Below are 12,874 nucleotides of genomic sequence, written 5' to 3' on the forward strand. Positions count from 1 at the left end.
GCTCCGGCTGCCCGCCCTGCGCCGAACCCGCCGCACGGTCATCCCGGCCACGATCATGGGAGCCATGCCCACGCCCCTCAACAGCCGCCGCGCGCCGGCAAGATCGGTGTGCCTGGCATCGGCGCCATCATCGCCGTCGCCTCGGGAAAGGGTGGGGTTGGCAAGTCGACCACCGCCGTCAATCTCGCGCTCGGGCTGCTTGCCAACGGTCTTCGCGTCGGCATTCTCGATGCCGATATCTATGGTCCCTCGATGCCGCGACTGCTGAAGATATCCGGCCGCCCGACGCAGATCGACGGCCGCATCATCAATCCCATGGAGAATTATGGCCTCAAGGTCATGTCGATGGGCTTCCTTGTCGATGAGGAGACGGCGATGATCTGGCGCGGTCCGATGGTCCAGTCGGCGCTGTTGCAGATGCTGCGCGAAGTCGCCTGGGGCGAACTTGATGTCCTCGTCGTCGACATGCCGCCCGGCACCGGCGACGCGCAATTGACCATGGCCCAGCAGGTTCCGCTTGCCGGCGCCGTCATCGTCTCGACGCCGCAGGATCTCGCTCTGATCGATGCCCGCAAGGGCCTCAACATGTTCCGCAAGGTCGAGGTGCCGGTGCTCGGCATCGTCGAGAATATGAGCTATTTCATCGCTCCCGATACCGGCACCCGCTACGACATCTTCGGCCATGGCGGCGCCCGCAGGGAGGCCGAGCGCATCGGCGTGCCCTTCCTCGGCGAAGTGCCGCTGACGATGAACATTCGCGAAACCTCCGACGCCGGCACGCCGCTGGTCGCCTCCGAGCCGAACGGCGTCGTCGCCGGCATCTATCGCGGCATCGCCGCCAAGGTCTGGGAGCAGATCGCCGGCCAGTCCCAGCGCGCGGCGCCGACGATCGTCTTCGAATAATGCATGTCGCCCGGAAGTGTGCAGCGGTTCCGGGATAACGACGGTGCTTGAGCGAGCCGAATCACCGCGGCGGATACCCCAAATTGTGGGGGAAACGTGGTGAAAAGCCGCGCTTCACGGAAGATGTCTTGATTATTTCACGGCTTTGCTTCATATGCCGCGGCGCCATGATGGCGTTTTGCTGCAGATGCTCAATGACGGTCGTCTTCGTTTCGAAGAGGCGGCCCGCCTGCAAGTTCGGAGTTGTCTTGTCGATCGAAGGATTGGGAACTGCGATGCGGTTGAGCACAATGCGCATGCCGGCCCTTGAGGTTGGATGCAGCCGGAGAGACTACCGGTGATTACCGCTTACTGTTCGAATTGCAAGTCGGTCGAGATCCGCGATCTCACGCATGCCGCCTCCTTTCCCGAGGACGTCGTCTGGATCGACATGATCGAGCCGACCCGCGACGAGGAGCTCTATGTCGAAAAGATTCTCGGCATCGAGGTCCCGACCCGCGACGATCTCAAGGATATCGAACCTTCTGCCCGTCTCTATGTCGAAAACGACGCCGTCTTCATGACCGCCTCGCTGCTCTGGAAGGCTGACACCGACGTACCGACTCTGACCGATGTCGCCTTCATCCTGGCCGGAAACCGCCTGGTCACCATTCGCTACGCTCATCCCAAATCCTTTGCGCTGTTCATTGCCGCGCTCCACCGGCTGCCGGAAAACTGGCGCAGTGGTGCCGCCCTTCTCGCCAAGCTCTTGGAGACGATCGTCGACCGCACCGCCGAGATCCTCGAAATCTCCGTTTCGCGCCTCGACATCTTGTCGACACATGTCTTCGGCGACCGGGCAAGGAAGGTGCGCAAGCCCTCGAACTACCTCGAGGAGAAGCTGCGCGATATTGCCGGCCATCACCGGATGATCAGCAAGGTGCGCGACAGTCTCGGTTCGCTTGCCCGCCTGCTGACGTTCTTTCACACGATCCCGGCGATCCAGCAGGACCGCGAGGCGAAGGAGCTCTGCCGCACCGTCTCGCGCGATATCCAGTCGCTGTCGGAGCATGCTTCCTTCGTCGCCGCCAACATCACCTTCCTGCTCGACGCTTCGCTCGGCCTCATCAACATCGAGCAGAACTCGATCATCAAGATTTTCTCGATTGCCTCGGTGGTGTTCTTGCCGCCGACATTGGTCGCCTCCATCTATGGTATGAACTTTCAGATCATGCCGGAGCTGACCTGGGTCGCGGGTTATCCCTACTCGCTGGCCCTGATGGTGATATCCGCCGTCATCCCCTTTTTCTTTTTCCGCTGGAAAGGCTGGCTCTAAGGAGCCTGTTGCAACTTCATGTCCGAAGAGAGCCATCCGAACGAACGCCATATGACGCCGCGAAAGCTGTTCTATCTCGGGCTGGGTTCCGTCGGTGTCGTCTACGGCGATATCGGTACCAGCCCGCTCTATGCCTTTCGCGAGGCGTTGAAGCCGGTGGCCCATGACGGCGTCACCCGTTTTGAAGTCATCAGCCTGATCTCGCTGATGATCTGGGCACTGACGATCATCGTCACCATCAAATATGTGCTCTTCCTGCTGCGCGCCGACAACGACGGCGAGGGCGGCACGCTGTCGCTGCTTGCACTGCTGATGAAGACCGCCAACGGCCATACCGCCATCCTGATGCTGCTCGGCCTGATGGGTGCCGCTCTCTTCCTCGGCGATGCGATGATCACGCCGGCGCTTTCAGTGCTGTCGGCCGTCGAGGGTCTGAAGCTCGTCACACCCAGCCTCGCGGAATATATCGTGCCGATCTCGGTGGTGATCCTGGCGCTGCTCTTCGTCGTGCAATCGCGCGGCACCGGCGCCGTCGCGAAGTTCTTCGGCCCGATCACCGCCGTCTGGTTCCTCGTCATGGCTGCCGCCGGCATTTCCCATATCTCGGACGATTACGGCATCCTGGCCGCCTTCAATCCCTATTATGCCGTCAGCTTCCTGCTGCATGAGGGCTTTTACGGCGTCGTCGTGCTTGGCGCCGTCTTCCTGACGGTGACGGGTGCCGAGGCGCTCTATGCCGATCTCGGCCATTTCGGCCGCCGCCCGATCCAGTGGGCCTGGTTCCTGCTGGTTTTCCCGGCGCTGACGCTGAACTATCTCGGGCAGGGGGCGCTCGTTCTCGGCAATCCGATGACGATGTCCGATCCCTTCTATCTGATGTATCCGAAATGGGCGCTGCTGCCGGTCGTTATCCTGGCGACCGCTGCGACGATCATCGCCAGCCAGGCCGTCATCACCGGCGCCTTCTCGATGGTGCGTCAGGGCATCAACCTCGGCTTTCTGCCGCGGATGGAAATCCTCTTCACTTCGGAAACCAATACCGGGCAGATCTTCGTGCCGTCGGTCAATGCCGTGCTGTTCATCGGCGTCATCTTCCTGGTGCTGAGTTTCAAGACTTCGGACGCGCTGGCGACCGCCTATGGCATCTCCGTCACCGGCGCCATGGTCGTCACCTCGATCATGGCCTTCGAATTCGTCCGTGCCCGCTGGAACTGGTCGCTTCCCGTCGCGGTGATCGCGCTTGCGCCGCTCGTCGTGCTCGAAATGATCTTCCTCGGCGCCAACCTTTTGAAGATCCACGACGGCGGCTATATCCCGATCATGATCGCCACGGCCTTTACCGTCGTCATGTGGACCTGGCGTCGCGGCACGGCGATCCTGATGGAAAAGACCCGCCATACCGATATTCCGCTCGCCTCCTTCGTCAGCTCGATCGAGCGCAAGAGCGAACATTCGCCGGCCCAGGTCCCGGGTACGGCGATCTTCCTGACCAGCGATCCGGAATCCGCCCCCGCCGCCTTGCTGCACAATCTCAAGCACAACCATGTGCTCCACGATCGCAACGTCATCTTGACGATCCGCACGATCAACAAGCCGCGCGTGCCAAGCCACGACCGCTACAAGGTCGAGCAGATTTCCGAGCGTTTCTCCCGCGTCGAGCTGCTGTTCGGCTTCATGGAATCGCAGAACGTCTCGCAGGCCTTGGCGACATTGCGCAAGACAGGGCTGAAGTTCGACATCATGTCGACCTCCTTCTATCTCGGCCGCCGCAAGCTGGTGCCGGACGCCAAGTCGGGCATGCCCTATTGGCAGGACCGGCTCTACATCGCCCTCGCCAACGCCGCCGCCAATCCCTCGGACTACTTCCGTCTGCCGGCCAACCGCGTGGTGGAACTGGGCTCGCACGTTATTATTTGATTGCGCTTCGCCGCCGGCCCTTCTCCCCGTGTCGACGGGGAGAAGTCGCGGGTATTGCGACAGCACGCATCCCTTCGGGTTGTGCTGAGCTGCCCATAGGCACATTCCGGCACGGCCTGTTAACCGGACGTCAAGGTTAATGCGAGATTTTCAATGGAATGTTCCCGCGTTCCATGCCCGGAGTCCGTGTTGCGTCGAAAGAGCCCTTCCCGTAGCAAGCTGCGTCTCATTCCCGAGAATTGGGTGTCGCCCGTAATCTTCGGTCTTGCCGGCTGGCTGATTTTCCCGAGCGTCGCATCTCATGCCGATCTGGCCGCCATGCTCGCCGGCCTCGATCATGAGGGGGAGAACTGGCGCATGGTGCTGACCAATTCGCCGGCCGGCTCCATCCACCAGGCCGAACTCGCCTTCGCCGAGCCGATGGTGACGGGTTCGATCTCCGCCGGTGCCGGCATGGTGCTGCCCGATGGCCGCAAGGTCGCTTTTACCGCCAAGGACAAGGGCCACGAGGACACGCCGGACGAGGATCGGGTCAATCGCAGCACCAAGAAGGGCCGCGTCGTCGCTGTCGAGAAGATGCAGCCGCCGAAGGACTTTTCCGCCGGCTCGATCCTCGAGCGCACCAAGATGCTCTTCACCCCGAGCTTCGATCTCAAGGACAGGTCGGCCTTCGTCAAGCCGAAGATCCAGGGCAAGGAAATCCAGATCGCCACATCTTTCTATAAGACGCAGCCTGTTGTGACCGATAATGGCGTGCCGGCAATGCTCGCAAGCCTCGTCACCAGCAACAAGGCCGATGTGCTGGCCACGGCCTATGCGCCGGCAGCACCTGACTATGCCCGCCAATCGCCCTTCGATTCCATCCTGGCCGAGCCGGACAGCGGCCGCTTCGTTCCGGAGATCGGCCCGCGCGATCATGCGTGGGCCGCAAGCGTGCTGGCACCGAGCGTCTTTTCTGCCCGCGAACAGCAGTGCCTTGCCTCCGGCATCTATTTCGAGGCACGGGGAGAATCGGTGAAGGGCCAGGCGGCCGTCGCCCAGGTCATCCTCAACCGCGTCCGCAACCCTTCTTATCCGAAGACCATCTGCGGCGTCGTCTACCAGAACGAGGACTGGCGCAATCGCTGCCAGTTTTCCTTCGCCTGCGACAGCATCAAGGACAGGGTGAACTCGGAATATCACTGGCGAGTCGCCCGCGATGTGGCGATGGCGGTGACATCAGGCAAGATCTGGCTGCCGCAGGTGGGCTCGGCGACGCACTATCATGCCGTCTATGTCAGACCGAAATGGGCAAAGACCATGGAAAAGGTCGGTCGCATCGGTCTTCACGTCTTCTATCGCACCTATGGCGGCGGCTGGAGTTGAGATAAATCGCTTGGGCAAGCAGATTTCCGGCCCGGAAAAGCGGATTCTTTCCGTCGAATTTACGCGATCGATCCGGAGTCGATATATCTCTTTGATTTGATAGAATTATTTTCTCGCTGGACAGAAGCTGTCTACGCCTTGACTATGCTAATCCCTAAAACTATGTTGCGCGCGACTTCAGAACGGGCCGGAAGGGTCTCAACCTTCGTGTCCGGGGTCCGAATGACCGGGGTAGCGGGAGTGCGGGCGACGGGCAGACGAGGAGAGATCCATGGCGGACGACCGCGAGGAAAGTCTTGAAAAGCGCCGTGCGCAATTGGGAGCGAAACTCGCGACCAAGGGCGTCGAGACGGGAGAAGATGAGGCTAGGGAAGCCCGCGCCGAGGTAAGCCGCAAAGGTTATGCCCAGGCGATGAAGCTTTCCAGCGAGTTCATTTCCGCAATCGTCGTCGGTGCTCTCCTTGGCTATCTCCTCGACCGTTTTGTTGGCACGGCGCCTTGGGGTTTGATTGTTCTTCTGCTTCTCGGATTTTGTGCCGGCGTTCTGAACGTGCTGCGTTCTGCGGGGGTGGTGGCCCATCCCCTGGACGACAAGGACGACAAGAAATAAGGACCGGTTCCGGTCCAGTGCAATGACCCCGCGTCCTGCGGGCCAACGAGAGAGAACAAGCGGTGTCTAACGATCCGACTCATCAGTTCCTGATCCAGAAGATTGTGCCGATCGAAATCGGCGGAATTGATTTTTCGTTCACCAATGCATCGCTCTTCATGGCCGCTTCGGCTGCCGTTGCCGTCGGCTTCCTCTATTTCGCGACCTCGAACCGCGCCATCGTGCCGGGCCGTTCGCAGTCGGTCGCGGAAATGTCCTATGAGTTTATCGCCAACATGCTGAAGGAAGGCGCGGGCAAGCAGGGAATGAAGTTCTTCCCGCTGGTCTTTTCGCTCTTCACCTTCGTTCTGACGGCGAACCTGCTCGGCATGTTCCCGTATTTCTTCACGGTCACCAGCCAGATCATCGTCACCTTCGCGCTGGCGCTCTTGGTTATCGGTACGGTTCTCGTCTACGGTTTCTATAAGCACGGCTTCCACTTCCTGAATGTCTTCGTGCCCTCGGGCGTGCCGGGCGTTCTGCTGCCGCTGGTCGTCACGATCGAAATCATCTCCTTCCTGTCCCGTCCGATTTCACTCTCTGTTCGTCTTTTTGCGAACATGCTCGCCGGTCACATCACGCTGAAAGTGTTCGCAGGCTTCGTCGCCTCGCTCGGAGCCCTTGGTGCTGTCGGTGTCGGCGGCGCCGTTCTTCCCCTCATCATGACCGTCGCCCTGACCGGTCTCGAGTTCCTCGTCGCCTTCCTTCAGGCTTACGTCTTTGCGGTGCTGACTTGCATGTACCTCAACGACGCAATCCATCCGGGCGGGCACTAAGGATAACGACATCGACGTCAAAGGGCGTCAGTCATTCGCCGCAACAACCATTTCAAAGGAGTTCAACATGGAAGCGGAAGCAGCAAAGTACATCGGTGCAGGCCTGGCTTGCTTTGGTATGGCCGGTACGGCTCTCGGCCTCGGCAATATTTTCGGCAGCTACCTCTCCGGCGCTCTGCGCAATCCGTCTGCCGCTGACAGCCAGTTCGGCCGTCTGGTATTCGGCTTCGCCGTTACGGAAGCTCTGGGCATCTTCTCGCTGCTCGTCGCTCTCCTCCTCCTCTTCGCCGTCTGATATCGGCGAATAGATGGATCACGGCCTGCGACCGCAAGCCGTGATCCTTTGCATTTGCAGTCCACCTGGAGGTGAGCATGTTTTTTGTGACCCCGGCTTACGCTGAGGAAGCACCGGCGGCAGCGACGGGTACGGATGCGCACGCCGCTCCGGCCGCAGGCGAGGTCCATACCGAGACTGGTGTTGCCGAAGGCGAACACGCCCGCGGCCCTTTCCCGCCTTTCGATTCGACGACCTTCGCGTCCCAGCTGCTCTGGCTGGTGATCACGTTCGGCGTCTTCTATTTGCTCATGCAAAAGGTCATCGCGCCGCGCATCGGGGCCATCCTTGATCAGCGTCACACGCGTATTTCCCAGGATCTGGAAGAGGCAGCCCGCCTGAAGGCGGAAGCCGACGCCGCCGTCCGGACCTATGAAGGTGAACTGGCCGCTGCCCGCGCCAAATCCAACGCGATCGGCGCCGCCGCCCGAGACGCCGCTAAGGCCAAGGCCGAAGAGGATCGTCGCGCTGTCGAGGCGAGCCTGTCGGAAAAGATCAAGGCTGCCGAGCTCCGCATCGGCGAGATCAAGGCCAAGGCCTTCGCCGACGTCGGCACCATTGCCGAGGAGACGGCGGCTGCCGTTGTCGATCAGTTGATCGGCGGCACCGTTGCCAAGGCCGATGTCGCTGCCGCCGTCGCGGCTGCCAAGAAGGAGGCTTGATCGATGGAATTTGCCTTTGACGCGACTTTCTTCGCCTTTGTCGGCCTCGTCCTCTTCCTGGCGCTGGTCGTTTACCTGAAGGTTCCGGGCATGATGGCACGGTCGCTCGACGACCGCGCCGACCAGATCCGCAACGAATTGGCCGAAGCCAAGCGTCTGCGCGAAGAGGCCCAGCACCTGCTCGCCGAATACCAGCGCAAGCGCAAGGAAGCGGAAGCCGAGGCGGCCCATATCGTTGCCGCCGCCGAGCGCGAAGCCCAAATGCTGACTGCTGAAGCGAAGAAGAAGACGGAAGAATTCGTCACCAATCGCACGGCGCTCTCCGAGCAGAAGATCAAGCAGGCCGAGGCCGAAGCGATGAAGGCGGTACGTTCCGCTGCTGTCGATCTGGCGATCGCCGCCGCAGAAACCGTGCTTGCCAAGCAGGCCGATGCCAAGGTTCAGTCCGAGCTCTTCGGCAATGCCGTCGGCCAGGTCAAGACGCGGCTCAACTGAGCGCTTCGAAAAAGATTGAGAGGAAAGGCCGGGAATGTCCCGGCCTTTTCGTTTGAGCGGTTTTTTCTTCTGCTTGGCTTTTTTTGAATGGCCTATTCGGAAAGCAGCTCGTCCGTCTCAGGACCGTCCTCGACCTTTCGCAACGGCCTGAAGCTCATCCGGTGCAGGGAACAGGGGCCGTGCCTCTCGATGCCGGCGCGGTGCTGCGCCGTGCCATAGCCAACATGCGCGGCAAAACCGTAATCCGGAAATACATTATGCGCTCGTGCCATCATCCGGTCGCGCGTCACCTTGGCGACGATCGAGGCGGCGGCGATCGAGACCGAGCGGGCATCACCCTTGACCACGGCCTGCCCGGGGCAATCAAGGCCGGGCGGCACATCGAGCCCGTCGGTCAGCACGTAGCTTGCCGGAATGGCGAGGCTGCAGATGGCTCGGCGCATGGCGTCGAGGCTTGCCTTGCGGATATCCGTCTCGTCGATGCGCGTCGAGCTGGAGGAGGCGATCGAGACGGTCGCCGTCGACAGGATCTGTACGAACAGTTCCTCGCGCCGTTGCGCCGAAAGCTGCTTGGAATCGTTCAGACCCTCAGGGATGCGCCGCGGATCAAGGATGACCGCAGCAGCAACGACCGGTCCCGCCAGCGGCCCGCGGCCTGCCTCGTCGGCACCGGCAACCGGCCAGTGGCCGGCCTTGCGGGCTTTGAGTTCCAGCCGGAAATCCGGCGCGAGCGGAACCGTGTCGAAAAGCAGGGGAGAATCGGGTGACGTGCGAGGTTTCATGCGGCTGAACCTCGCACGCCAACCCGATTGCCCGCAAGTCCCCGGATCAGGGCGGCGGCCGGGGACGCTCCGGCGGATGGTGGCGGTCAGGGCCATCCGCGGGAATTGCGCTCGGGCTCGAAAACAGGCGGTTTTTTCGAGAGCCGATGCGCAAGCTCGAAGCAATTCCAGGAAGGTGCGGCGCGGTTTCCCGTCCGGAATTGCGTAAAAGGTTAGAGGCAATTCCAGGAAAAGTGCGGCGCGGTTTTCGGTCCGGAATTGCGTAAAAACAAAAGGTTAGAGCAACGACAACTGCACGCCGCTGCCATCGGGCGGCACGAACAGATCGTCGCGCAGCGGCACGCTGCGGCGTGTCAGGCCGAAACGTCGGGCTGCCATTTCAAAACGCCGGGCGATCTGCCAGGCATAGGGGCCGGCGCCCTTCATGCGCTTGCCGAATTCGGCGTCATAATCCTTGCCGCCGCGCATCGAGCGCACCAGCGACATCACATGCCGGTAACGATCGGGGTAATGCTGCAGCAGCCAGTCGCGAAACAGCGGGCTGACCTCGAGCGGCAGCCTGAGGATGACATAGCTCGCCTCGGCGGCGCCGGCAGCCTTGGCCGATTCGAGGATGCGCTCAAGTTCGTGGTCGTTCAGCGCCGGGATGAGCGGGGCGGCCATGACAGCCGTCTGCACGCCTGCTTCGGCAAGGGTGCGGATCGTCTCCAGCCGCCGCGGCGGCGTGGCGGCACGCGGCTCCATCGTCCGGGCAAGCTTGCGATCCAGCGTGGTCACCGAGATGCCGACGCGCACCAGGTTCTTAGCTGCCATCTCCTGCAGAATGTCGAGATCACGCAGGATCATCGCCGACTTGGTGACGATCGATACCGGATGGTTCGCCTTGTTCAACACCTCGAGAATACCGCGCATGATGCGCCATTCCTTCTCGATCGGCTGATAGGGATCGGTATTGGTGCCGATCGCGATCACTCGCACTTTGTAGCCGGGCTTGGCGAGTTCCCGCTCCAGGAGTTTTGCCGCATCGGGCTTGGCAAAGAGCTTCGTCTCGAAATCGAGCCCTGCAGAAAGCCCCATATAGGCGTGTGTCGGCCGGGCGAAACAATAGATGCATCCGTGCTCGCAGCCGCGATAGGGATTGATCGAGCGGTCGAAGGGAATGTCCGGCGATTCGTTGCGGGTGATTGCCGTGCGCGGCTTCTCGACCTGCACTTCTGTCTTGAAGGGCGGCAGCTCTTCCCACGTCTGCCAGCCATCGTCGACGGTCTCCCGCTGCAGCGCCTCGAACCGACCTGTCGGGTTCAGCCCCGCCCCACGTCCACGCCGCCGATCGACCTCGACTCTCAGACCGGAGGAAACGATCATCGCATCGGCAATATCTGCCGTATTGGCAGGCGCGAATGCGGCCTGCCCTGCCAGGGACTGCTCTCTCATCGGATTCTCCCGTGGCGGAAAGCCATCGCCTCCGCCCGTTCTGCTGATTAAATTCCTATCTGCAAAACGAGAACAATGCAAGAACAAAATGAGGAAAACGGTGCTGGCAAAAATTTGTGCGGCGCATTATAAATGGTCAATGTTGACGGTTGTTCTCGAATGTCAGGATCAGGAATCTGAGCTGGCGCAGACCTTATCGGTATTGGTGGCAGGCGCGGTGGAGGGGCTGGTGAGCGATGTGGTCGTGCTCGATCACGGCTCGCGCGACGGCACCTCGCGGGTGGCCGACGCCGCCGGCTGCCGCTTCCATTCGCAGTGGGATATCAAGGACATCGTCCGCTCCGCCCGCGGCGAATGGCTGCTCTTCGTCGAGCCGGGCGCGAGACCTCAGGCCGGCTGGATCGATGAGATCGCCGAATATGTCGCATTGAACAAGCTGCCGGCGCGCTTCACCGCCTCGCGTGGTTACAGGCGCCCGTTCTTCCAGCGTGTCGGCCGTGCCGTGCCGCCGCTGGAACTCGGCTTTCTCCTGCCGAAGAAGCAGGCGCTCGCCATCGCCAAAAGCGGGATGCGGCTTACCGAATTCGTCAAGGGCCAGAAGCCGCGCAAACTCGCGAGCGAACTGATTCCGTCCTGGGTTGCCCGCGCTGCACGGTAGGTGCCGCAAACCTCTCCATGAGCAAAAGATGGCGCCCAATAGGATTTCGCGCTATAATTCGAACATGGCGCCGTCGAAGCGCCTCGCTTCGCAACGGAATGGCCATGGAATGCCGGTGAACGGCAGAACAGGTCAGCGAAAATCTCCTCTTCTGCCGGTTTCCGGCGAAAGGAGGTGCGTCATGGTACGCAGTATGATCTACGGCCTCATAGCCGTCATATTGCCGACATTGGTGATCGCGCATCCGCATTCGGCAGCATCGCAGATGATGCGCAGTTGCGCAGGCCGACCCGAAATCGTCAATTTCCTGGACAAAAACTTCGCCGAAAAGCTCACGGCAGTCGGACTGATCAACGAGAACGCCATTCTGGAGGTCTATGCCGCCGAAAGCGGCACCTGGACCCTCATCGTCACGGATGTTCACGGCATAAGCTGCGTTCTGCTGTCGGGTGATAGCTGGGACACCATGCCCGTCTTGCCGGGCCTGGCCACATAGTGAATGCCCCTGGTTCGCCAGGGGCAACCATGCCCTACTTCGTCGCGCCGCGTTTCAGGTGTTCGTCCAGACGCGGCATGATCTCGACGAAATTGCACGGCGCGCTGCGGTAGTCGAGCTGTCCTTTCAGAATGCCGTCCCAGGCATCCCGGCAGGCACCGGGCGAGCCCGGCAGCACGAAGATGAAGGTGGAGTTGGCAACGCCTGCCGTGGCGCGCGACTGGATCGTCGCCGTGCCGATCTTCTCGTAGGAGATCCGGTGGAAGATGGCGGAAAAGCCGTCCATCCGCTTTTCGAACAAAGGCTCCAGCGCCTCGGGTGTCACGTCGCGGCCGGTAAAGCCGGTGCCGCCGGTGGTGATGACCACGTCTATGTCTTCTCTGTCAGTCCATGCCTTCACCCGCGCGGCAATCTCCGCGCGATCATCAGGCACGATCCCCCGGTCGACCAACCTATGGCCCGCCTCTGTGATCCGCGCCGCCAGCGTGTCGCCTGACTTGTCTGTCTCCGGCGTGCGGGTATCCGAGATCGTCAGAACCGCAATGCCGACCGCGATGAAGGGCCGCTTTTCGTCCAGACCTGCCATCATGCGCCTCCCGAAACCGTTTCCGTCGCCTGGAAATACCAGTCGGACCGCTCGTCGTGAAGAGCTGCCGCCGCATCTTCGGCAGCAGCCATGGTCGCAAAGATGCCGAAACAGGTGGCGCCGGAACCGGACATACGGGTCAAAAGCGCGCCGTGAGCCTGCAGCATCGCCGCGATAGCCGCAATCTCGGGCACCATCTCGCGCGCCGGCGGCTCCAGGTCGTTGCGGGCCGCACCGATCGCCGCGAGCCAGTCGGCAGTCCCGCGTAAACTTGGAGCCAGGCGCAGAGTCGGATTGTTCTTGGTTGCCAGCCGGCGGAAAACCTCGGGCGTGGAGACGCCCTTCAGCGGATTGGCGAGCACCATGGCAAGGACGGGCAGCTCCGGCACGGGTTCGATCTTTTCGCCGATGCCGCGGGCAATCAGCGGCCGGCTCGCAAGGCACATCGGCACGTCGGCGCCGAGCTTCAGGGCGAGAGCTGCGAGCGCCTCCTCGGGCAAGC

15 protein-coding genes and 1 pseudogene are annotated in these 12,874 nt (G+C 61.6%); 11 read left to right on the forward strand and 5 right to left on the reverse strand.

Annotated elements, in window-relative coordinates; translation table 11 throughout:
* A partial coding sequence (locus MOV76_RS35070) for an Mrp/NBP35 family ATP-binding protein (RefSeq protein WP_247266263.1) occupies window positions 1-903 on the forward strand: 903 nt, incomplete at its 5' end.
* A gap of 61 nt (window positions 904-964) precedes the next feature.
* Here the strand turns inward: MOV76_RS35070 and MOV76_RS35075 are convergent.
* Window positions 965-1,201: a hypothetical protein gene (locus MOV76_RS35075; RefSeq protein WP_018245003.1), complete on the reverse strand. Its 237-nt coding sequence runs from the start codon at window positions 1,199-1,201 to the stop codon at window positions 965-967.
* A 39-nt stretch (window positions 1,202-1,240) separates the two neighbouring features.
* On the opposite strand from MOV76_RS35075, the gene MOV76_RS35080 reads away from it, so the two are divergent.
* The 8 genes from MOV76_RS35080 (at window position 1,241) to MOV76_RS35115 (ending at window position 8,416) form a co-directional block, all read left to right on the forward strand.
* Window positions 1,241-2,218 carry a magnesium transporter CorA family protein gene (locus tag MOV76_RS35080; protein WP_166481128.1) on the forward strand — a complete coding sequence of 326 codons (978 nt, stop codon included), beginning with the start codon at window positions 1,241-1,243 and terminating at the stop codon, window positions 2,216-2,218.
* Window positions 2,219-2,236: 18 nt separating this feature from the next.
* A complete protein-coding gene (locus MOV76_RS35085; protein ID WP_018449360.1) occupies window positions 2,237-4,135 on the forward strand; it encodes a potassium transporter Kup in 1,899 nt (632 codons plus the stop codon).
* A 153-nt stretch (window positions 4,136-4,288) separates the two neighbouring features.
* Window positions 4,289-5,500 carry a cell wall hydrolase gene (locus MOV76_RS35090; RefSeq protein WP_130651803.1) on the forward strand — a complete coding sequence of 404 codons (1,212 nt, stop codon included), beginning with the start codon at window positions 4,289-4,291 and terminating at the stop codon, window positions 5,498-5,500.
* A 271-nt stretch (window positions 5,501-5,771) separates the two neighbouring features.
* The gene (locus MOV76_RS35095) at window positions 5,772-6,110 is read left to right on the forward strand and encodes an AtpZ/AtpI family protein (protein WP_012756239.1); all 339 of its coding nucleotides are present in this window, start codon (window positions 5,772-5,774) and stop codon (window positions 6,108-6,110) included.
* Window positions 6,111-6,172: 62 nt separating this feature from the next.
* The gene (locus tag MOV76_RS35100; RefSeq protein ID WP_018245007.1) at window positions 6,173-6,925 is read left to right on the forward strand and encodes a F0F1 ATP synthase subunit A; all 753 of its coding nucleotides are present in this window, start codon (window positions 6,173-6,175) and stop codon (window positions 6,923-6,925) included.
* 67 nt (window positions 6,926-6,992) lie between these two features.
* Window positions 6,993-7,220 carry a F0F1 ATP synthase subunit C gene (locus MOV76_RS35105; RefSeq protein ID WP_003545854.1) on the forward strand — a complete coding sequence of 76 codons (228 nt, stop codon included), beginning with the start codon at window positions 6,993-6,995 and terminating at the stop codon, window positions 7,218-7,220.
* A gap of 77 nt (window positions 7,221-7,297) precedes the next feature.
* Window positions 7,298-7,921 carry a F0F1 ATP synthase subunit B gene (locus tag MOV76_RS35110; RefSeq protein WP_018245008.1) on the forward strand — a complete coding sequence of 208 codons (624 nt, stop codon included), beginning with the start codon at window positions 7,298-7,300 and terminating at the stop codon, window positions 7,919-7,921.
* Window positions 7,922-7,924: 3 nt separating this feature from the next.
* Window positions 7,925-8,416, forward strand: coding sequence for a F0F1 ATP synthase subunit B (locus tag MOV76_RS35115; RefSeq protein WP_018245009.1), 492 nt, complete (start codon window positions 7,925-7,927; stop codon window positions 8,414-8,416).
* A 92-nt stretch (window positions 8,417-8,508) separates the two neighbouring features.
* Here the strand turns inward: MOV76_RS35115 and MOV76_RS35120 are convergent, their stop codons facing one another.
* Together MOV76_RS35120 and MOV76_RS35125 are read right to left on the reverse strand one after the other, a co-directional pair.
* Window positions 8,509-9,198, reverse strand: a complete 690-nt coding sequence (locus MOV76_RS35120) for a ribonuclease HII (protein ID WP_247266264.1) — start codon at window positions 9,196-9,198, stop codon at window positions 8,509-8,511.
* 276 nt (window positions 9,199-9,474) lie between these two features.
* Complete coding sequence (locus MOV76_RS35125; RefSeq protein WP_018245011.1) at window positions 9,475-10,632, reverse strand: PA0069 family radical SAM protein; 1,158 nt, start codon at window positions 10,630-10,632, stop codon at window positions 9,475-9,477.
* A gap of 139 nt (window positions 10,633-10,771) precedes the next feature.
* On the opposite strand from MOV76_RS35125, the gene MOV76_RS35130 reads away from it, so the two are divergent.
* Both MOV76_RS35130 and MOV76_RS35135 read left to right on the forward strand, forming a co-directional pair.
* Window positions 10,772-11,290: a glycosyltransferase family 2 protein gene (locus MOV76_RS35130; RefSeq protein WP_018245012.1), complete on the forward strand. Its 519-nt coding sequence runs from the start codon at window positions 10,772-10,774 to the stop codon at window positions 11,288-11,290.
* Window positions 11,291-11,471: 181 nt separating this feature from the next.
* The gene (locus MOV76_RS35135; protein ID WP_026231129.1) at window positions 11,472-11,786 is read left to right on the forward strand and encodes a hypothetical protein; all 315 of its coding nucleotides are present in this window, start codon (window positions 11,472-11,474) and stop codon (window positions 11,784-11,786) included.
* A gap of 34 nt (window positions 11,787-11,820) precedes the next feature.
* On the opposite strand, the gene moaB is transcribed toward MOV76_RS35135, so the two are convergent.
* Both moaB and MOV76_RS35145 read right to left on the reverse strand, forming a co-directional pair.
* Window positions 11,821-12,372: a molybdenum cofactor biosynthesis protein B gene (gene moaB, locus MOV76_RS35140; protein ID WP_018516570.1), complete on the reverse strand. Its 552-nt coding sequence runs from the start codon at window positions 12,370-12,372 to the stop codon at window positions 11,821-11,823.
* Window positions 12,372-12,874, reverse strand: a pseudogene (locus MOV76_RS35145) (4-(cytidine 5'-diphospho)-2-C-methyl-D-erythritol kinase); the annotation flags it as partial. The pseudogene MOV76_RS35145 and the gene moaB, both read right to left, overlap by 1 nt.

The sequence above is a fragment of the Rhizobium sp. PRIMUS64 genome, from assembly GCF_023006465.1.
Taxonomy (GTDB): Bacteria; Pseudomonadota; Alphaproteobacteria; order Rhizobiales; family Rhizobiaceae; genus Rhizobium; species Rhizobium leguminosarum.